Here is a 20,053-nt window from a genome sequence, read left to right on the forward strand (position 1 = left end):
ATGGTGCTTCGTCTCGGAATTGAACCAAGGACACGAGGATTTTCAATCCTCTGCTCTACCGACTGAGCTAACGAAGCATACTGTTCCTTTTGCTTTTTAACTCTGTCTAAATCTAATCAACTGAGCTAACTAAGCAGGAACGAGGCGTATTAAATAGACTTTAGTGTGTATCGTCAACCTATTTTTACAGTTTTATTAACATTTTAGTGTGTTTGCTCGTGCTTTGAACGTTAAGTGCTCTAATTGTGAACACTCAACCTTGTTGGATTAATCTTTAGGTGTAAAGCCTTCGATCTCCACATCTTTTTCTTCAAACAAAAATCCTAGCATTGCTTCTTGGATCAGAGCACGATCTTCCGCTTGCATTAGATTTAATTTTTTCTCATTAATTAGCATAGTTTGCTTATGTTGCCATATAGCCCATGCCTCTTGACTGATATTGTCGTAAATACGTTTGCCAACTTCACCTGGAATTAATTGATACGCTAAACCAGGCGCTTCTTTTTTCAAATAGGTACAGAATACAGTACGAGACATCATTTATTCCTTGTGCGTTATTTTATTAACGGTATTTAATATTTTTTTAGTTGCTGCCGCTAATCCCACTTTTTGTGGATGTTGTAAGTTATACCAAAGTTGGCCAGTTTGTTCCATGACTTGCTGACTTTCTTGCTTACCAAACTCCACTAGTATTGGCGAAATATCAAAGTGATAATGACTAAATGTATGACGGAAAGTCGGTAACTCAGTGGCATTGTATTCGGTAATACCGATATCAGATAAACTGGCTAATGCCGACTCATTATCGGTGAATTCAGGGAAACACCATAATCCACCCCAAATGCCGGTTGGTGGACGTTGTATTAATTGAATACCTTGTTGCTTGTGTTTTAACACCAACATCACAGCCGTTCTTACTGGAATCTTCTTTTTGGCTTTTGGTGTTGGGTAATCAGTCATGCAATTATCTGCTAACGCTAAACAATCGTCAGATACAGGACACTCTTCACATTTAGGTTTGCTGCGTGTGCAAATCATTGCCCCCATATCCATCATGGCTTGGTTGAAAATGTTAGTGTTTTTCTTGGGAGTCACTTTATCTGCTAATGCCCAAAGTTGATTTTCAACTTTCTTTTCACCAGTCCAACCTTCAATTTTTTGATGGCGCGTTAAGACACGCTTTACGTTACCATCAAGAATAGGGAAGTGTTTATTCAAGGTGAGTGATAACACCGCACCTGCAGTCGAACGGCCAATGCCCGGTAGCGCTAATACATCATCAAACTGTTCAGGGAATTCACCATTGAACTGATCTCTGACGATTTGTGCTGCCTTATGTAAGTTACGAGCACGGGCGTAATAACCTAATCCTGTCCAGTGATGTAATACTTCATCAATAGGTGCATTCGCCAAATAGGAAATAGAAGGAAATGAGCGCATAAATTTAGTAAAATAGGGGATTACAGTCGCTACTTGCGTCTGTTGTAACATAACTTCACTGACCCAAGTCTTATATAAACTCTTATCTATTTGCCAAGGTAAGGTTTTACGGCCATGTTGTTGGTGCCAATCATTGATTCTTTGGCTAAAATGCAACTCACTCACTAGAAACTCTTCAATAATAAAAAAGAGCGCTAGTCTAGCAGAGTTGCACAATTAATATAACATTGCATAATGCACGGCTAATTAGACCAAGACCAAAAACTGAAAGGTAAGAAAATGACAGAGCATGACCAGTCTGCGACAGATAATGGAACAGAAGAAAACAACATTGAAAACACGAAAGAAAAGTATATTCGTAAAATTCGTTCTTTTGTTAAACGTGAAGGGCGCATGACTAAACGTCAACAAACTGCTATTGATGATTTATGGCCAACTATGGGTGTAGATTACCAAGAAAAACAGATCGACTTTACAGCGCTATTTGGTAATGCCAACCCTGTTGTTTTAGAAATCGGTTTTGGTATGGGTAAGTCATTGATTGAAATGGCTAAAAATGCACCAGAGAAAAACTTTTTAGGTATTGAAGTGCATGGTCCTGGTGTTGGTGCATGTTTAGCTGATGCCGGTGAAGCAGGCGTGACTAATTTACGCGTAATGAACCATGATGCCGTTGAAGTATTAGAGTTTATGATCCCTGATCAAAGCTTATCTACTTTCCAATTATACTTCCCAGATCCTTGGCATAAAGCGCGTCATCATAAACGTCGTATCGTGCAACCTGCCTTCATTGAAAACATGCGTCCTAAATTAGCGATTGGTGGTGTTATCCACATGGCGACAGATTGGGAAAACTACGCAGAGCACATGTTAGAAGTTTTACAAGCTGCGACAGATTTTAAAAATATCAGTACTGAAGGTGATTATGCTCCACGTCCAGATTGGCGTCCACTGACTAAATTTGAATCTCGTGGTCATCGTTTAGGCCATGGGGTATGGGATTTATTGTTTGAGCGTATTAGCTAAATAACATCTTAGAGTGATTTAAAGCTTAGCGATTAAGTTGACAAAGAAAGCGAGTATTGTTCATTATCAATACTCGCTTTTTTTATTGATATTTTTAGGTGGTTAGACTGTTCATGAATAACAATATTGAAAACCCGTTAATTTGGCCGTTGTTAACCTTAATTGAAGCCGCTGAAGAAAACTGTCAGATTCACCACCTAGCCACAGAGCTGCAAAAAAATGGATTACTGGAAGAACTAGATAAGGACCCCAATAAAGACTTATTTAAAAGAAACTTCTTGTTGATGAATGCCTTATATCAACTACAAACAATGCTATTGCCTTTACAATGGCTACAAGTTGAAGCGATGAACATTCAACTATTTGAGCATCCACCTACGAACATTGAGGTGGCTCTTGAACAGACATCTGCATTACGCAGTTACTATTTAGATTGGCAGTATTTTGAAACAGACTCAGATGAAATAGAAGTGATGCTGACAGGCTTTTGGGATCGTTATCATCAGACCATTAGCCCTGCGATAAATACGATTGATAAAGCGAATGCGTTACATGTCTTCGAGTTAGATACACAAGCCTCACCACAACAGATACGCCAACAATGGCGACGACTAGCACTGAAACTGCACCCAGATAGACCAACAGGGGATAAAGATAAATTCCTGAAAGCTTGCGAAGCGTGGCAAGTGTTAAAAGCATAGCCGACCAGTAATTATTTTATCTTTTGGGAACACATTATAGAGCTGGACATTATAGTTTGAAGGTAATGACTTCATCATTCATTTCAATTTACATATTTTTATAGAAAAATGTATATCCCTTTTTAACTAAAAACTATTCGTAAAATTTTTCTAAATTAAGTTTTTTCAACTGATTGATTTTTATGTGTTATTGCTTATTTGTAATGCATTGTAATGGTTATTTAACGGTTTTTTCTTAAAGGATAAGTGGGTAATTACCAATATATAGCTATAATTAGGTATTTACAGTTTAATAAGTGAGCTTGTTAAACTGTTTTTAGAACCGTAAATGCTTGTTCTTATTAGCAATGCTATTTTGTAAATACAAAGTAAGTTGTGAAATTAATAAATTAACGAGATAACCTGCATTTTACAGGCTAATATTGCCTTTAAACATTACATGGACAGAGCGAACACAACTATGACGTTAACCACTAAAATTTCAGCATTTGTAATGAGTATCACCAGCTTAACCCTAGGCTTATCAACACCATCATTTGCCGCTGATGAATATGAGAGTTATTCATTACGATTTTCCACAGAAGTAGAGGGCACGGTCGATAGTGATACTCTTTCATTAACACCAACCACTTATATTGTTGGTGGCGATGATGCGCAACGAGAGTACCCTTGGATGGTGGCTTTATATAGTTCAGGTAACTTTATTTGTGGCGGCGTACTAATTAGTTCTAATTGGGTTGCAACAGCTGCGCATTGTGTTTACGACACTGATGATAGTGATGGCAATGCCACTGCTTTAGATGCTGCGGATTTTAGCGCAATCATCGGCGGCACAACACATTACTCAACAACCAATGCAGCAGAGGGAAGTGGTGTCTCTGCTTATGAATTTAGTGATGTAATAATTCAACCTAACTACGATGATGATAGTATTGATTATGATATTGCATTATTAAAACTAGACTCTGCTTATTATCAACCTGGTCCGGCATTACCGTTAGCGAGTCAATTTAGTGCTATAGAAGAAGGCGATATATTGACCGTAATAGGTTACGGAAAAATGTCAGGGGATGAGGATGCTACTCCAGAAGAATTTATCCCAACAACACTTCAAGAAGCAGAATTACCGTTTATCCCTACTAATCAATGTCAGTGGGCAAGTTCAATGACTGATAATATGTTTTGTGCAGGTTATACAGCTGATGACGATATAGATATTGATAGCTGCTCTGGAGATAGTGGTGGTCCTGTATTTGCTGACCTTGATGGGCAGTTAACTTTAGTCGGATTAGTTAGTTGGGGAGCTACGTCTTGTTCTGACTCTCCCGCTGTTTACACTAACGTGAGTAATTTACGAACTTGGATTCTAGAGAATATTGACGGTATACAGGTAGTCGAAGAGGGAGTAGCAATCTACGATGCTGATAGTGAGACCTATGCTTCAGGTTTATTGAGTGTTTATCAATATGGTGACGATTTAGAAACTTACTCGGATATTGGTGAATTAACTTTCGATGACGATAGCTACAGCGATACCATTACTCTTAGCGATGCCTGCAGTGATACCTTCTTATATTCTACTGAAGAGTATATTTCAAGTTGTGAAATCGAGTTCGATTTGAATGATGCTATCACTACCGATAGTGTATTTACCGGAGAATTATTAGTTAATGATGATAGTGACGCGGATGTAGCTGATACTGTGGATGAAGTAGCAGATGATTCATCGGACACCACTGAAGATGAAACAGAGACTTCTGATGAGGTGATCGTTACTTCATCGGATACAACAGAAACGACAACAAGTTCAAGCAGCTCTAGTGGTGGTAGCCTTGGTTTTATCGCACTGTCTGTACTTACTTTAATCGCTATTAGACGTCGATATACTGCCTCTTTAGTTAATTAGTTTTAGACTTAGCTAAGAAGCTAATAAAAAAAGCCATCACCTTGTTGATGGCTTTTTTGTCTCAAATTTATCTGTTATTTACTTAACTTTATTTATTGTGAGTTAGTGAATACTTGTAAAAGTGGCAATCAAAACGTCACTTTTTAGTAATCTATTTGTAATACATTATTTATAGCATCCCTGTTATCAATTATGACACAGGGAAAGTTTTACTATGGAAAATGTACAAGCAGTGCTGCCTAACAGAGGCGAATCAGAAAACTCTAATAATTATGTGCAATGGATAACCGTTGCATTTTTAGTCTATTTACTTATTTGTGCCGTTGGCATCATTGGCAGTGGGTTTAAAATGTCAGTGGGTGCCCATGCAAAGGAATTATTTGCTTTTGCGAGTAACCCTTTTGCTGGCTTAGTGGTTGGTATTGTTGCGACCGCTTTAATTCAATCTTCTTCAACGGTGACTTCTATTATAGTGGGCTTAGTAGCAGGTGGTTTACCTGTTGAACTTGCTGTGCCTATGGTGATGGGAGCAAACGTTGGAACCTCTATTACTAATACGATTGTTTCACTTGGTCATGTTCGTGCGAAAGAAGAGTTTAAGCGTGCATTTTCTGCTGCAACAGTTCATGACTTCTTTAATTTATTATCAGTGGTTATTTTCTTGCCACTAGAGATCGCTTTTGGCTTTTTAGAGCAAATGGGCGGCTGGTTAGCAAGCTTGTTTTATGGTGCAGGTGATACCTCAATTAAAGGCTTTAACTTTGTAAAAGCAGCCACTGCTCCAGTTGTTGATTCATTTAAAAGTGTAGGTAGTTCATTAGGTGATCAAGTTGGTGGTGTGTCGTTAATTATTGTCGGAATTTTATTAATTTTTGTGGCAATTACTTTAGTTGGTAAGTTACTTAAAAAGCTAATGGTAGGTAAAGCAAAGGGCATTATGCATACCGCTATTGGACGTGGTCCGATTTCAGGTATTACGTCTGGCACATTGGTTACTATTTTAGTGCAGTCGTCTTCGACAACTACCTCATTAATGATTCCTCTCGCTGGTTCAGGTGCCTTTAAATTAAAAGATATTTATCCATTCACTCTGGGTGCGAACATTGGTACCTGTGTTACCGCGGTATTAGCTGCTACTGCCGTTACTGGTAATGCTCAAGCGGCTTTGCAAATTGCCTTTATTCATTTGGTATATAACATTTTAGGGGTGTTGGTCATTTACGGTATTCCAGCACTACGTAATTTACCAGTTAAAGCCGCTGAAGCATTAGGTCAAACAGCAGCAGAAAACAAGTTTGCAGCTTTGGGTTATATCCTAGGCGTGTTCTTTGTTGTCCCTGCGGTGTGTTTAACAGTGACGAGTATTGTTTAATCTATTTTAGTTATTGGCGATTAAGAAAAAGTATTATTGAGGAAAGTCAGATGAGTAATTTACAAGTGTTAACCACTGAAAGATTAAATAAATTGATTAATGAAACACAAGCAACATTAATTGAATTAAAAGCGGAAGTGGAACGTCGTGAGCTTTTAAAGCAAGAACATGAAATTAATGATTTAGACCATCATATGATGAGTGCAGAATTAAATCTGGCGGGCATTAAAAATTTCATCAGTTATTTATTAGAGCAGTCTAAAAAGAAACCTTAATAGCAATGAGTTGTGTATATTAAAAAGCGAACCATTTGGTTCGCTTTTTACGTTTATTAACCTTTAGTTTATTGTGCTTTTAAATCGATGTTATAAACGGCAAATCCTAAGCTATCTGGTTCACTTCGTTTGGTTAATGTACGCAGTGCATTGTCAGCGATGAAGCGATCCGCTAGCGCACTGTCTTGTGTTTCAAAGCGAATATCTAAGGTTGTATTCGTTTTAATATCAAGAAAGTCCCAGTTATTATCTGCAGATGGATCAACTGCGCCATTGTTGTTGGTTTCTGCGCTAATGTAAGCAGATAGTACATCACGATTAGTATCAGGTTGTTCCATGACGACATACTCAGCACCTGTACCTGCAAATTTACCACCGAATGCTCGGTAGTTATTGGTAGCAATAATAAAGTCTTGTTTCATTAATGCATTGCCCGTTAACGTTTTACCTTGGTCATCTGTATAGGCTAGATCAACGATACGTTGAGCATCAGGGTTAATGACAGAACAATCACCATTAAATTTACTTGGTTGGGTTACATCGACTTTATAGTTGACGCCATCAATCACATCAAAGTTATAAGTACGGTGATCCTGCCAATTAATCAGATATTGTGGCTCAGTTGAAGTGCTATCAATTTGATTAAACTGATTCATACTGCATTCCAACCAATCTTTTAATTGTTCACCTGTTATTTTTAATGCAACTACCGTATTTGGGTAAAGATATAAATCCGCCGCATTTTTGTAGGTCAAATTACCCTTAGGCACTTCCACGAATGCATCAACATCTGATGCCGTGCTATGGCGTCCACCGGCTTTAAAGGGAGCCGCTGCGGACAAAATAGGTAGCCCCTTTAAGGCACTATTATCTGAAGCTGCTACCTGATCTTTCATGTAGCGCAATTGTGCATCAGAGACTATTTGCACTGTTGGGTCATCTTGCACTAAGGTCAAAAAGCTATACATATTACTGTTCGCTTTACCGATAGGTGCATTTACGAAGTCTAAAGTGCCTTTATGGTCTTCAGCAACGGCATCATAAATTCTTTTATCTGCTTCTACTAACGCAACTTTACTACCTTGTTTGTTACGTTTAAATATTTGGCGAGATTCAGATTTAGCATCATTAATAATCCAATGATTATCATGGTAGGTTAAGTCAAAGTCTATTACGCCTAAGTTATCGCCCCATCGGCCTGGCATCACCGCAGGAATACCGTTAATTAAGCCTTTTTCAATATTAACATTAGGGATCTCTGCAAACTGTTGGCTAGGAAAAACTGAATGACTATGACCAAACATAATCGCATCAATTCCTGCGACTGTGGTCAGTGCATAGGTTGCGTTTTCTGCATGAACATCATTTGGGTTTTCACTGGATCCTATGCCTGAGTGGGGTATCGCAATAATAATATCAGCACCTGCTGCTTTCATTTCAGGAATAAATTTTTGTGCTGTTTCTACAATGCCTTTTACTGTGACTTTGCCGTTTAGATTTTGTTTGTCCCATTGCAGAATTTGTGGAGGTACAAAGCCGATATAACCAATATTAATAGTGCGTTTTACACCTTCATTATCAATGATATCGGTTGTTTTAATTAGGTAAGGTGTAAATAGGTTATCGCCTTCTTTTTTATCTTCCCAACAGTCTGACTGGCAATATACATTGGCATTAATGTAAGGGAAGTTCGCACCGTTTATCGCTTTTTCAAGGAAGCGTAAACCATAATTAAATTCATGATTACCTATATTACCGACTTCATAATCTAATAGGTTCATTGCTTTATAGCTAGGGTGGAGAGTGAACTCGCGTCCTTGTTTAAATTCGCTAGCAATATAATCACCCATTGGGCTACCTTGTAGTAAATCACCATTATCGACTAATAAAGTATTCTCAACTTCGTTTCGTGCCATATTAATCAAGCTAGCCGTTCTAGCTAGACCAATGGTGATATCTTGTTTACTTTTATAGTAATCATAATCCATCACATTGGCATGAATGTCTGAGGTTTCAAGAACACGTAATGTTGCTGAATAACTGTCATTGTTGTCATTACAGCCTGTGATAATCAAAGTTGATGAGATAAGCGTTGCGAGGAGCGTTTTTTTCACAGAATATTCCTTTTCAATTTAATGCAGGGGTAAGAAAGCATAAAGTAAATTATTTATCTTACTGTGCTATTAAATGCCCATCAATCTGAAATTGAAAGACATTTTTTCTAGAGGTTAATAAGCAACACACATTGGAGTATTAGCAATCGGGTCGGGAACCACTTTAGCGGCGAGGGAGAAGACATCCTGTAATAATTGCTCTGTAAATACGACTTCTGGTTCGCCTTCCACAACGACTTCGCCTTGCTTCATGACTACTAAGTGATCGCAGTAACGACAGGCTTGGTTAAGGTCGTGTAGTACGACAATCACGGTTTTCCCCTTGGCTTTCATCGCTTGCATTAATTTCATCAACTCAATTTGATGTGATAAATCTAAATAAGTAGTGGGCTCATCTAACATGACCACTTCGGTATCTTGTGCGAGCACCATGGCAATCCAAGCTCGTTGTCTCTGACCGCCTGAAAGTGAGCTAGCTGTCTGCGTTGCAAACTCACTGACTTGGGTTTCGAACATCGCTTGCGCTACGATTTGTTTATCTAGGCTACTTAACTTTCCCCAGTGAGAAATATAAGGAGAGCGGCCATATTCCACTAAGCGCTGTACAGTGAGACCTTCTGGCGTGGTCAGTATTTGTGGTAATAATGACAGTTGTTGTGCTAATTGTTTGTCAGCAAACGTTTGTAAAGGTTGGTTGTTGAGTAACACTTGTCCTGCATTGGCTTTATTAATACGCGCTAATGCTTTTAAAAGCGTAGATTTCCCACAGCCATTGGGACCGATTAAGGCGGTAATTTTTCCCTTGGGCAAGGTTAAATTAAGATCTTTGATAATAGTATTGTCACCATAGGATACTGTGAGATTTTCCGTTGATATCATTACCAAGCCTTATAACGTTGTAATAAAAAAATGAAATAGGGAGCGCCAATTAATGATGTTAATACACCAGCAGGTAGTTCCAATGGTGGCTGTAAACCTCTTGCTAATGTATCTGCAATAATTAACATCAAAGCACCTAATAAAGCAGAGGCAGGGATCAGGTATTTATGATCATGCCCAAACAACATACGCGCAAGATGGGGAGCCAATAATCCAATAAAAGCAATCGTTCCTGCTACTGCAACACTAATGCTGGCTAAGATCACTGCCGTTAATAATGCAATTAATTGTAACCTAGATGGACGAATACCTAAGGACGTTGCACAGTCTTCACCGAGTCCCATTACATCTAATCGCCATGCTAACCAGAAGGCAAAAGGCAGAACAATGGCAAGTGTCGCCCAAATAATAGGTACTTGCGTCCAGTTTCTTCCCCATAAACTACCCGTTAACCAGACCATCGCAGTATTCATCTCAACAGGGTTAACGATAATTAAAAAATCGATGCCACTGGATAAGAAAGTACTAATGGCAATACCGATTAACGCTAGTCTGATCGGTGTTGGCTTAGTTTTATAGGCGATCAATAAAATAATTGCTGCGGCGATTAAGCCACCTGATAAAGCGGTTAATAATAATAGATAAACCGGTGCCGCAGCATAAAAGACCAATAAGGCGGTAGCGGCTAATCCTGCACCTGCACTAATTCCCATTAAATCAGGGGAAGCTAAAGGGTTACGAATAACACCTTGAATCAGAGAACCAGATAAACCTAACCCTGCACCAACACCAATTGCCAATAATAGTCGAGGTAAACGGTATTGATTAACAATGAAATCATATTCGCCACTATGCAGTAGAGTGTCTATGATTTGTTGTCCAGAAAGTGTTGAAGCACCAATAAACAAACTGCCAACACTAATCAGTAATAAAATAAGCAACAGTGAAGTGAGCGTTAAACGACTCATAGGGCTTTATTCCTAATACTGAGAAATACGAAGAAAGGCGCACCAATTAATGCCGTGATCACACCAACTGGTGTTTCAGCGGGAAAGGCAATGCCACGTGATAAAGCATCAGCCCAAACTATTAAACAACTGCCTAATAATGCACTAACAGGTAACAATAAAAGATAGTTATTACACACTAATCGTCTTGCAATATGCGGCACGATTAACCCCACAAAACCAATTGGTCCAACGACAGAAACGCTGGAAGCGGTTAACAAAATAATTGCGATACAAGATAAAAAGCGAGTGAAGGCGATATTAATGCCCAAACTCGTCGCTACCTCATTACCTAGTGCAAGTAGGTTAAGATTTTTAGCGACATAAATAGCAATGGCTAAACCAACTAGACTGCTTGGCCATAACAACTGCCATTGTTGCCAATCCATACTTGCTAAAGAACCGGATAACCAGGTGATCACGCTATACGCTCTATCATCGGCTAAGATGATTGCTGCGCGAGTGATCCCAATTAATAAAGCATTAATCGCGATCCCGGCCAAAATTAATTTTAATGGGTTACTACGAGCAGAGAAAAAACCGCCTAGAAAAATCACTAACGCACCGCTGATCAAACCGCCAACTGATGCTGATACTAAACTCGATACCTCTCCTAAAACATTAATACCAATACTGGCTAGTGCCATAAAGCAAGCTGCGCCAGAGTTAATGCCTAATATAGAGGGAGAAGCAAGAGGGTTGCGTGTTAAGCCCTGCATCAGCACTCCGGCTACCGCTAAATTGCTACCAATTAATATCGCAACTAATAATCTTGGGATACGCGTGGTTGCTAATATTTGCTGCTCAATACTCTGACTATCGAAATTAAATAAATAAGCTGAGATATGTGACAGGTCAAGCGGGAAGCTAGACCAAGCAATAAGAGAATAAGCAAAGCTAAATAAGAGCAAAGTAAATGCGCAAACAAAGAGCAAAATATATCGAATAGAGAGGGGCATAATATTTTGAAATACCTAAGTGAAGGAAGAAGCTACCTTGTTTATTCGCTTAGGCCTTACAACAAAAGTCATATCACCTGTTAGATGTCGAAGATTCTATTTTAAAGAGTAATAACAATCAATATCAAATAAAAGGATTAACTTAGTCAAAACGACTTTTTGCTCTTGTTAATGATATAGATTATCAATATTATTCGCATATAGATTCAAACACCACTGGAATGAGTGAGTTGAACCAAAAAATTGTATGCAGAAGGCCTTAAACGGATTTTCTATCACCTAAACTACAAAATGAGCAATCGACAATGAAATTTGTTATTAATCCTGTGACGCACAGTCTCGCCCTAATTTTGGGATTAACCTCTTACGTATCCGCTGAAGAAACGACTACAGAACTTGAAACAATGGTCGTTGTTGGTAAACAAAACTCTTATTTAAACCCAGAAGTAAGCACTGCCACTAAGAGTAATGTAGACCCTAAAGATACACCGCTGACGGTCAATGTTATCAACCAACAGTTTTTACAGGATATCCGTGCGGAATCATTGTCTGATGCTTACGGTTATACAACTGGGTTAAGTCAATCAGGTACAAATGCCGATAGTTTTAGCTTACGTGGTATTGATACTGACCTTAATAACATTCAAGTGAATGGTTTACCGGGTTTAGCTTCTCGTTTTGGCTCTCCAACAACGGCTAATGTTGAACGTGTAGAAATTTTAAAAGGCCCTGCTTCTATCATGTACGGGCAAGTGCAACCGGGTGGTTTGATGAACATCATCACTAAAAAACCACAAGAGGAAGCATCATTTAGTTTTGATATTTCAGGTAATAGCTATAGTACTGGCGTCAGTGAATTTGGTGATGACAATAGCTTTACAGGATCGATAGATGCAACAGGCCCGCTAACGGATGATAAAAAATGGTTATATCGTTTTATAGTAAGTGCTGAAGATAATAATTCATATCGTGATGATGTTGATTCTCAAAACTATTACTTTTTCCCAACGCTAACTTACCGCCCTGATACAGAAACAGAAGTGACATTTGGTTTAGAGTTACAAACTGAACAACGTGTTCCAGATGATGGTTTAGTCGTGTTAGATAACGATATCAATCAAATTGCTAAAATAGATACACATTATCAATCTGCTGATGATAATGGTGAAGATAAAGGTTTGGTGGCTTTTGCTACTTTTAATACCATGGTCACTGATGACTTTGATATTACAGTTGATTGGCGAAGTGTGTGGCATGAAGATACTCGTGAATACTACAGAACAACTTCAGTTGATAATACTACTGATACTGTTAGCTTAGTTGACCGTGAGAATGATAATAAACGTCAATATCACTTTATTGATACTAGAACCACTGGCAGTTTGTGGTGGGGTGACGTTGAGCACCAGTTATTAGCTGGCTTAAGTTTTGGCTATGAACAAAAAGATTTTGATCGTTTAACTTATGATGATGCTCGTACTGTAGATTTCTCTAATCCAACAGATTTAACTGGGCATGAAGGCGATTCGAGTGTTAACCATCGTATTACAGACTACATGAACTACGCAGCTTATCTACAAGATACAATTTATTTAAATGAGACTTGGACATTAATGACTGGTATTCGATATGCCCGTCAAGATGCTGATTTTGAAAGAGTAGATAGAGGGACAACTGATTCAAGCTCGAGTGATGCTTTTGTTTCTCAAGCTGGTGTGGTTTATCACTTATCTGAAGCAACTTCATTATATGCTAGTTACGGTGAAAGCTTTAACCCAAATAGTATCGAAGACACTGATGCTAACGGTGACCATTTCGACCCTGAAAAAGGTCGTCAATATGAAGTGGGTACCAAGACTGATCTATTTAATAACAAAGCAAACTTATCTATCGCTTACTTTGATATTAAAAAAACCAATGTGGTTGAGGAGAACCTAACAACCGGTGAAGATGAGTTGTTAGGTGGCGTTAAGAGCACGGGTGTTGAAGTAGAGCTGTTAATGATGCCGATAGAGAACTGGCAGGTGAAACTAGGTTACGCTTACGTTGATGCTAGAGTGTCAGATAACCCTGATGATAATATTGAAGGCAACCGTACTGCTGCGAGTGCTCTGCATGATGCTTATGTGTGGACTAAGTATAACTTCCCGTACAAAATTGCTGACGGTATCGTAGGGACTACATTAGGGGCAAATTACGAGGGTTCTCGTTACACTGATGAAGACTCAACAGACCGCGTTAAACTACCAGGTTATACAACTGTTGATATTGGTCTTCATTATGAAATTGAGCATTACCGCGCATCATTAAATATTGAAAACTTATTTAATGAAATCTATTACTACGGTGGTTCTGGTGATACTAATATTTACGCCGGTGATCCACGTAATATCACCTTCAGCTTATCAGGTAAATTCTAACTGTGTTTAAGTTTGTTTATCAGCGCCTTCTCGGCGCTTTAATACTGCTTTGTACTGCATTGTCAGTACAGGCAAGCATTGAAGTAGAGCATGAGCTGGGTACGCTAACTTTACAACAAGCGCCTAAACGTATCGTGGTATTAGAGTATTCATTTATTGATGCACTTGCTTCAATTGGTATTTCACCTGTTGGTGTTGCAGATGATCTAGACCCACAAAGAATCATTCCTGCTGTACGTGAGTTACTTGATCCATGGACTTCGGTCGGCATGCGTTCTCAGCCTAGCCTAGAGGTGATTGCACGCCTTAAACCTGATTTGATTATTGGTGATATATACCGTCATCGTGTCAGTTATGAAGATCTTTCTCAAATAGCCCCTACCATGTTGCTAAAAAGCCGTGGAGAAAGTTACTTAGATGCACTTGAAGCCGCTAAAGTGATTGGTAAAGCGGTTGGTAAAGAGTCAGAAATGTTAGCGCGTATTAGCCAACATAAACAGTTAATGAATAGTTATCGTGAACGCTTTAAGAGTGACGAAACGATTCAATTTACGACAGTTAATGAACGTGGCATGTGGATGCATGGACCGCTGTCTTTTACTGGTAGCTTGTTTAGTTATCTTGGTTTGAAATCAGCATTACCTGATTTGCAGGATAATCATTTAATACAAGCTAACTTAGAAGTGTTGTTACGTGTTAATCCAGACTGGTTATTCTATGTAAGGAGCAAGCCCGTCACAGTGTTGGAAAGCTGGGAAAATAATCCATTATTTAAATTACTTAAAATAAGTAAAACAGGACAAATGGTGCAGGTGTCTTCAGCACTTTGGTCTCTCAACCGTGGCATGCTAGCCGCAGAAGGCATTGCCAAAGAATTGGATGAAGCCTTAAATAACTAACCGTTTAACTCAACCAAATAAACCAAAAAACTAAACTATTTTGCCGCACAAAATAGTTTAGTTTTATCCTCTTCATGTGAGCGATTTACTTTGTTCATAACTCATCTAACTTAATTAACTTCTTTTATTTATATCGTTTTTCTAGCTTTGATCTAGGTCATTAGAATAGTAAAAAGGTCTGTAATCTTGCAGTAATGTGCTGGTGGTATCAGGTTCACTTTATCTTTAGTACTAATATTATAAAGCGATATCTTGATGAAGGAGGTTACCCATGAGTTACCGTCATATTTTAGTTACTGTAGATTTTGAAGAAGACAACCAATTAGTTATCGATAAAGGCATTAACTTGGCTAAATCACTCGATGCTAAGCTTTCACTGGTTCATGTTAATCAACTGTTGGGAGAGTATGGTTTTACAGGTTTAATGGATTTAAGCCTCGTAGGATTAGCCGCCTACCCAGACTTGGAAGAACTTACCCAACAATTAAAGACACTAGCCTCTGAACTTGATTATGATGTTGCCCACACGTATGTGGTTAATGGCGATATCAGTCATAGCTTAGAAACGCCTGTGAAAGAGGCGGGTATTGATTTAATTATTTGCGGGCACCACCATGATTTTTGGAGCAGGGTTAGTCCAACAGTCGGAGGGCTTGTTAATACGTCTTCTGTGGATTTATTGATTGTGGCACTGATTGATAAATAAAGCGTTTTAAAAGGAATAAAAAAAGGGAACCTTATGCAGATAGGTTCCCTTTTATTGAGCTAATAGTTAAGTATAGTTGATCTTAATATCGGTATTAGCTACCGATTACACCGCCATCATCTTTAGTGATCATCACAATAGTTGAACGTGGTTTGCTGTCACCACCTGCCGGGAAGTGGCCTGTTGGATGCTGAATACCCACAAACATAGTTTTTTGGTCTTCAGAGAAAGTTAAACCAGTCACTTCAGAGCCTATTGGGCCTGTTAAGAAACGACGTACTTCACCAGTTTCAGGGTCACCACATAACATTTGATTGTTACCTTGTCCTGCAAAGTCACCTTTGTTTGAGAAATCACCATCAGTTTGGATCCATAAACGACCTGCTTTATCAAAACCAAGGCCGTCAGGGCTGTTAAACATATTGTCTTTATTAATGTTTGCGCTACCCGCGTATAAATCACCTTGGTGTACTGTAGGGTTACCAGCAATCAGGTATAAATCCCATTTGAATGAAGCACTTGTATGGTCGGCATTAGTTGGCATCCAGCGAACAATTTGACCATAATGGTTTTCAGCACGTGGATTAACACCATCAACATCTTGACCTTCTTTCACACCACGGTTTTTATTGTTAGTCAGTGTACAGAATACGTGTTTTTTGTCCGGGTGAACGGCAACCCATTCAGGGCGGTCCATAGTTGTTGCACCCACTTGTGTAGCTGCTTTACGTGCAAAAATAAGTATTTCAGCTTGGCTATTAAAGCCATTCTCTTTAGTTAAACCATTTTTACCGTAGGTCAACTCTAACCATTCACCTTCACCTTCTAATTTATCTGCATCCATTTTAAACTTAGCGACGTATAAAGTACCTTCTTCAAGCAGTTGACGGTTTGCACTGTTATTGCCTTCTTGGTATTTATTTTTAGAGATAAATTTATATAAGTGCTCGCCACGCTCATCATCACCTAGGTAAATCACAACATGGCCATCATCGTTGACAACAACCGCTGCATTTTCATGTTTAAAACGGCCTAATGCAGTACGTTTCATTGGCGTTGATGTTGGATCTTTAGGATCGATCTCTACAACCCAACCAAAACGATTTGCTTCTTGTGGGTTTACAGCAAGATCAAAACGCTTGTCTGTTGGATGCCATTGGTATTTGTTACCGTCTGTTTTAATACCGTAACGTTTGAAATTATCATCTAATGCAACTTCTTCTTCAGAGCCAAATAAACCGTTGAAGTTTTCTTCACATGTTAGGTAAGTGCCCCATGGCGTTTCACCATTTGCGCAATTATTGATAGTCCCTAATACTTTAGTCCCTGTTGGGTCCGCTTTAGTTTTTAACAAGTCATCGCCAGCAGCTGGACCTGTCATCATCATTTCAGTATTTGCAGTAATGCGGCGGTTCGCTTTACCGTTTTTATCTATTGACCATTTACCGTCTTTGCGAACTATTTCAACGATGGTATTACCATGAGCTGCTTGTGCTTTTTTCACATCATCAGCAGTCATCGCTTTACCTTGATGGTCAAAAAGGAATTGGTAATTAGTATATTCGTTGTTAATCGCCATAATGGCACGGTCTTTTGAAAGTGGGAAAATACTCATCCCATCAGTATTGTCACCAAACTGCATGGCTTGTGTTTTTGCATCTTGTTTACCGTTGGCATTGAATGCTGGCGCATCTGGGAAAATTGGGTCACCCCATGAGATTAAGTTACTTGTGCTGTAACCTTTTGGTACAACAACATTATCGCTCGTTGATGCCGGAATTTGTGTGAAGTTTAAAAGCTTACTGTCCATGCTTGCTGCAATTGCTTTTGCTACTGGGCTAACGGCTAAAAATGCACCTGCCCCGACTGCTGCTGTACCCATTAAAAAACGACGACGTGATAAACGTGCGTCAATCATGCTGCTAAAGTCCGTTTCTTTATCTAATAAATCCGTCATGTTTATTACCTTTTTCATTTATTTAAAGGGGGGGATAAAAATCGAGCTCTAGACTAAAGCAGTAAGATGACAAATTTATTACCATCATTAAAACCAGTGTTTAATTAAAAGTAAGCAAAGATTAAACCTTGTCACGTGCAGGTTCGTATTAGACTTTTTAAAATTTGATGGAAAGAACAATGGCACTGACAGCAAGTGAAGTATCAAGAGTGATTGAAATGGCGTGGGAAGATAGAACGCCTTTTGAAGCAATTGAAGACCAGTTTGGTTTAAGTGAAAAAGCATTAATTAGCTTTATGCGTGGGCAATTAAAGCCAGGTAGCTTCAGGTTATGGCGTGCGAGAGTCAGTGGTAGAAAAACCAAGCATTTAAAACTAAGGTCGCCTGAAGTTATCCGAGCTTACTGCTCTACACAATACAAACAAAGATAAAGCAGTGGTTATCATTTTACCTTCGTATTCATTAATGCATTTTAAATAGTTGTGCTGACTGGCTCTGTAAAAAAGCCTGACCCACTTCAACACCTAATTGATAATCTGCCATTAACGCTTTGTCACTGCTGCCTAAAATACGGCTGGCTAGCTTTGTAGGCGGAGATATCTCAATCACTTGTGCATCTTCAGGTGGTTGCTGGATAAAATTAATGGCTTGGTTATAAGCATTCTCATAGCCAGTAATAATATCTAATACCTTCGGGCATTTATTGGATTTACACACCCAAGACTTTAACTTTCGTGCCCACGGGTAACCTACATTGCGATCCGTTGGCGCGGTGCGTAAAACAATGATTTTCTTCGCGCCGCGGTTATATGCTTCTTGAATCGGAATAGGTAAAGCCACGCCACCATCTACATAGTGATCAGCTCCAATTGCCACGCCTTTTTTATACAAATAAGGTAGCGCACTGGATGCCTTGAGCATGGTTAACCAGTTGTCTGCTGTAGGTTCAAGAAAAGTAGGGCAGAAGCCATTCATATTTGTCGCCGAAAAAAGTAACTGGCGGTTAACTAATTGGTTTTCTGCGCATTGCATATTGAGTTGATATTCAGGCTCGCTAACACGGTCAAAATACCAATCAAGATCCATTGCATTACGTTTAGTAAAAGAACGTTTTATACTAAAAAACTCAGGATCTCTGGAAAGCTGCATAATCGATCGTTTAGCGTAACCTGATTGACGAGTCATATAAGTTGATAGGTTTTGAGCGCCAGCCGAAGTACCAATTAAAATAGAAAAAGGATTAAAGTCCTTCGCTAACCAACTATCTAATACGCCTGCTGTAAAAATACCACGCTGACCACCACCCTCAACAACAAGTGCGGTTTCTTTAACGGGTAGGGTTGCTTCACAGTTAGGTGTATTGGCGAATGATGGTACTGGTATTTGGCTCATTTGATGTCCCTATTAAACTTTTTAGCTAATATACGAGTATTATTTCAATAGGTAAAATCGTTTTAATTTTAATAATTGATAGTTAATTGTTATTTATTGTTTTGCTTATGCATAGTTTGATACCAGTATTGCCTATTAAATGATTTAACTATCTGATTTTATATAATGTTTCGCTTCCATTAACCTGAACTGAGACTAAATAGGGGATCAGCTCACATATGGAAGAGTAAGCTATGGCATAATCAGCAATAATCAATGACTAATATGATGATACTTATTAAGATGAAATAAATCTGATTATCGATACGATAACCATTTATTTTTTACCCAAATTATACAGAAGAAAAAAATGACAGAATCTAAACTTATTCCTTACCGATTACCCTTTGCTATATTTGTTTTCTTTATTACTTATATGCTACTAACCCAAACTTTTTTCGTGCAGATTCCTTTATTAACTAGCGAGTTAATTCATCATCTGTATGACCCATTTGTTGTTGCTAAACAAACGGATATGGTTGCACTTATTTATGGTATTTTTGCTGGAATAATCGGACATTTTTTATTTGGTAAACGATGTGAAATTGAGCCACAAGTGAATAAAAAAGGTTTATTAAAAGGGTTAGGCGTACTGGTCTTAATTATTGCTGCTTACGGTTATAACTTAGTACAGCAGTCCTCGATTGTTTAATACCTCTAGTCTGTTTCCTTAACTGCTTTTTACTATTTGTAATGGGCAGTTAATACTTCTATTTTTCCCCTTCTATTGTGCATATCCTAAGTGATGATCTTAATCACTTGGTTATGATCACACTTTATTATAAAAAATAACTTTTCCCAACAAAATTTAACTTATTGATTATTAATGCTATTTAAACCCTCTTTTTGAATATTCATCACTTTTCTTGTTATTCGATAGCGTTTATTTTCAAAAAATAGTTTGACTATCTATCGGTAGGTATGTGAATATTCGTGTCGTTAACAACGACACAACGTTACC

The 20,053-nt window shown here is 38.5% G+C and carries 18 protein-coding genes and 1 tRNA gene; 10 read left to right on the forward strand and 9 right to left on the reverse strand.

Annotated elements, in window-relative coordinates:
- Position 1: 1 nt before the first annotated feature.
- The 3 genes from OW492_RS04870 to mutY all read right to left on the reverse strand — a co-directional run bounded on the left by OW492_RS04870 (position 2) and on the right by mutY (position 1,605).
- Positions 2 to 77 (reverse strand) — tRNA-Phe (locus OW492_RS04870).
- Between the two features lie 190 nt (positions 78 to 267).
- Positions 268 to 537: an oxidative damage protection protein gene (locus OW492_RS04875; RefSeq protein WP_113820556.1), complete on the reverse strand. Its 270-nt coding sequence runs from the start codon at positions 535 to 537 to the stop codon at positions 268 to 270.
- 3 nt (positions 538 to 540) lie between these two features.
- Complete coding sequence (mutY, locus tag OW492_RS04880; RefSeq protein ID WP_290038818.1) at positions 541 to 1,605, reverse strand: A/G-specific adenine glycosylase; 1,065 nt, start codon at positions 1,603 to 1,605, stop codon at positions 541 to 543.
- A 114-nt stretch (positions 1,606 to 1,719) separates the two neighbouring features.
- On the opposite strand from mutY, the gene trmB reads away from it, so the two are divergent.
- From trmB to OW492_RS04905, 5 genes are all read left to right on the forward strand, one after another.
- Positions 1,720 to 2,466, forward strand: a complete 747-nt coding sequence (gene trmB / locus OW492_RS04885) for a tRNA (guanosine(46)-N7)-methyltransferase TrmB (RefSeq protein WP_290038819.1) — start codon at positions 1,720 to 1,722, stop codon at positions 2,464 to 2,466.
- A gap of 113 nt (positions 2,467 to 2,579) precedes the next feature.
- Positions 2,580 to 3,167 (forward strand): DNA-J related domain-containing protein, encoded by a 588-nt coding sequence (locus OW492_RS04890; protein WP_290038820.1) that lies wholly within the window; start codon positions 2,580 to 2,582, stop codon positions 3,165 to 3,167.
- A gap of 460 nt (positions 3,168 to 3,627) precedes the next feature.
- Entirely contained in the window at positions 3,628 to 5,073 is a 1,446-nt protein-coding gene (locus OW492_RS04895; protein WP_290038821.1) for a serine protease, read from the forward strand.
- Between the two features lie 214 nt (positions 5,074 to 5,287).
- Positions 5,288 to 6,445: a Na/Pi symporter gene (locus OW492_RS04900; RefSeq protein WP_290038822.1), complete on the forward strand. Its 1,158-nt coding sequence runs from the start codon at positions 5,288 to 5,290 to the stop codon at positions 6,443 to 6,445.
- A 50-nt stretch (positions 6,446 to 6,495) separates the two neighbouring features.
- Entirely contained in the window at positions 6,496 to 6,720 is a 225-nt protein-coding gene (locus tag OW492_RS04905; RefSeq protein ID WP_290038823.1) for a hypothetical protein, read from the forward strand.
- Positions 6,721 to 6,788: 68 nt separating this feature from the next.
- Here OW492_RS04905 and OW492_RS04910 read toward each other — a convergent pair whose 3' ends face one another.
- The 4 genes from OW492_RS04910 to OW492_RS04925 all read right to left on the reverse strand — a co-directional run bounded on the left by OW492_RS04910 (position 6,789) and on the right by OW492_RS04925 (position 11,679).
- A complete protein-coding gene (locus tag OW492_RS04910; protein ID WP_290038824.1) occupies positions 6,789 to 8,834 on the reverse strand; it encodes a bifunctional 2',3'-cyclic-nucleotide 2'-phosphodiesterase/3'-nucleotidase in 2,046 nt (681 codons plus the stop codon).
- Between the two features lie 114 nt (positions 8,835 to 8,948).
- Positions 8,949 to 9,713 (reverse strand): Fe(3+) dicitrate ABC transporter ATP-binding protein FecE, encoded by a 765-nt coding sequence (fecE, locus tag OW492_RS04915; protein WP_290038825.1) that lies wholly within the window; start codon positions 9,711 to 9,713, stop codon positions 8,949 to 8,951.
- On the reverse strand, positions 9,713 to 10,681 hold the full coding sequence (locus OW492_RS04920; RefSeq protein WP_290038826.1) for an iron chelate uptake ABC transporter family permease subunit: 969 nt from the start codon (positions 10,679 to 10,681) through the stop codon (positions 9,713 to 9,715). Before OW492_RS04920 ends, fecE begins: the two co-directional genes overlap by 1 nt.
- Positions 10,678 to 11,679 (reverse strand): iron chelate uptake ABC transporter family permease subunit, encoded by a 1,002-nt coding sequence (locus OW492_RS04925; protein ID WP_290038827.1) that lies wholly within the window; start codon positions 11,677 to 11,679, stop codon positions 10,678 to 10,680. Before OW492_RS04925 ends, OW492_RS04920 begins: the two co-directional genes overlap by 4 nt.
- 305 nt (positions 11,680 to 11,984) lie before the next feature.
- On the opposite strand from OW492_RS04925, the gene OW492_RS04930 reads away from it, so the two are divergent.
- From OW492_RS04930 to OW492_RS04940, 3 genes are all read left to right on the forward strand, one after another.
- The gene (locus OW492_RS04930; protein ID WP_290038828.1) at positions 11,985 to 14,099 is read left to right on the forward strand and encodes a TonB-dependent receptor; all 2,115 of its coding nucleotides are present in this window, start codon (positions 11,985 to 11,987) and stop codon (positions 14,097 to 14,099) included.
- 2 nt (positions 14,100 to 14,101) lie between these two features.
- The gene (locus OW492_RS04935) at positions 14,102 to 14,998 is read left to right on the forward strand and encodes a Fe(3+) dicitrate ABC transporter substrate-binding protein (protein ID WP_290038829.1); all 897 of its coding nucleotides are present in this window, start codon (positions 14,102 to 14,104) and stop codon (positions 14,996 to 14,998) included.
- A 271-nt stretch (positions 14,999 to 15,269) separates the two neighbouring features.
- Positions 15,270 to 15,704, forward strand: coding sequence for a universal stress protein (locus OW492_RS04940; protein ID WP_290038830.1), 435 nt, complete (start codon positions 15,270 to 15,272; stop codon positions 15,702 to 15,704).
- Positions 15,705 to 15,798: 94 nt separating this feature from the next.
- Here OW492_RS04940 and OW492_RS04945 read toward each other — a convergent pair whose 3' ends face one another.
- On the reverse strand, positions 15,799 to 17,661 hold the full coding sequence (locus OW492_RS04945; RefSeq protein ID WP_290038831.1) for a PhoX family phosphatase: 1,863 nt from the start codon (positions 17,659 to 17,661) through the stop codon (positions 15,799 to 15,801).
- A gap of 179 nt (positions 17,662 to 17,840) precedes the next feature.
- On the opposite strand from OW492_RS04945, the gene OW492_RS04950 reads away from it, so the two are divergent.
- Positions 17,841 to 18,092: a TIGR03643 family protein gene (locus OW492_RS04950; RefSeq protein WP_290038832.1), complete on the forward strand. Its 252-nt coding sequence runs from the start codon at positions 17,841 to 17,843 to the stop codon at positions 18,090 to 18,092.
- Positions 18,093 to 18,123: 31 nt separating this feature from the next.
- Here the strand turns inward: OW492_RS04950 and OW492_RS04955 are convergent, their stop codons facing one another.
- Positions 18,124 to 19,053 carry a patatin family protein gene (locus OW492_RS04955; protein ID WP_290038833.1) on the reverse strand — a complete coding sequence of 310 codons (930 nt, stop codon included), beginning with the start codon at positions 19,051 to 19,053 and terminating at the stop codon, positions 18,124 to 18,126.
- Positions 19,054 to 19,402: 349 nt separating this feature from the next.
- Between OW492_RS04955 and OW492_RS04960 the strand changes: the two genes are divergently transcribed.
- Complete coding sequence (locus OW492_RS04960; RefSeq protein ID WP_290038834.1) at positions 19,403 to 19,744, forward strand: hypothetical protein; 342 nt, start codon at positions 19,403 to 19,405, stop codon at positions 19,742 to 19,744.
- Positions 19,745 to 20,053: the final 309 nt, after the last annotated feature.

The sequence above is a fragment of the Psychromonas sp. 14N.309.X.WAT.B.A12 genome (assembly GCF_030397575.1).
In the GTDB taxonomy this organism is placed as follows: domain Bacteria; phylum Pseudomonadota; class Gammaproteobacteria; order Enterobacterales; family Psychromonadaceae; genus Psychromonas.

Bases quoted from the DNA above. Each gene is read 5' to 3' on its own strand.
- OW492_RS04940 (WP_290038830.1), top strand. From the start codon at position 15,270: ATGAGTTACCGTCATATTTTAGTTACTGTAGATTTTGAAGAAGACAAC.
- OW492_RS04890 (WP_290038820.1), top strand. From the start codon at position 2,580: ATGAATAACAATATTGAAAACCCGTTAATTTGGCCGTTGTTAACCTTA.
- OW492_RS04960 (WP_290038834.1), top strand. From the start codon at position 19,403: ATGACAGAATCTAAACTTATTCCTTACCGATTACCCTTTGCTATATTT.
- OW492_RS04930 (WP_290038828.1), top strand. From the start codon at position 11,985: ATGAAATTTGTTATTAATCCTGTGACGCACAGTCTCGCCCTAATTTTG.
- OW492_RS04950 (WP_290038832.1), top strand. From the start codon at position 17,841: ATGGCACTGACAGCAAGTGAAGTATCAAGAGTGATTGAAATGGCGTGG.
- OW492_RS04925 (WP_290038827.1), bottom strand. From the start codon at position 11,679: ATGCCCCTCTCTATTCGATATATTTTGCTCTTTGTTTGCGCATTTACT.
- OW492_RS04875 (WP_113820556.1), bottom strand. From the start codon at position 537: ATGTCTCGTACTGTATTCTGTACCTATTTGAAAAAAGAAGCGCCTGGT.
- trmB (WP_290038819.1), top strand. From the start codon at position 1,720: ATGACAGAGCATGACCAGTCTGCGACAGATAATGGAACAGAAGAAAAC.
- OW492_RS04895 (WP_290038821.1), top strand. From the start codon at position 3,628: ATGACGTTAACCACTAAAATTTCAGCATTTGTAATGAGTATCACCAGC.
- OW492_RS04920 (WP_290038826.1), bottom strand. From the start codon at position 10,681: ATGAGTCGTTTAACGCTCACTTCACTGTTGCTTATTTTATTACTGATT.
- OW492_RS04900 (WP_290038822.1), top strand. From the start codon at position 5,288: ATGGAAAATGTACAAGCAGTGCTGCCTAACAGAGGCGAATCAGAAAAC.
- OW492_RS04905 (WP_290038823.1), top strand. From the start codon at position 6,496: ATGAGTAATTTACAAGTGTTAACCACTGAAAGATTAAATAAATTGATT.
- OW492_RS04945 (WP_290038831.1), bottom strand. From the start codon at position 17,661: ATGACGGATTTATTAGATAAAGAAACGGACTTTAGCAGCATGATTGAC.
- fecE (WP_290038825.1), bottom strand. From the start codon at position 9,713: ATGATATCAACGGAAAATCTCACAGTATCCTATGGTGACAATACTATT.
- OW492_RS04955 (WP_290038833.1), bottom strand. From the start codon at position 19,053: ATGAGCCAAATACCAGTACCATCATTCGCCAATACACCTAACTGTGAA.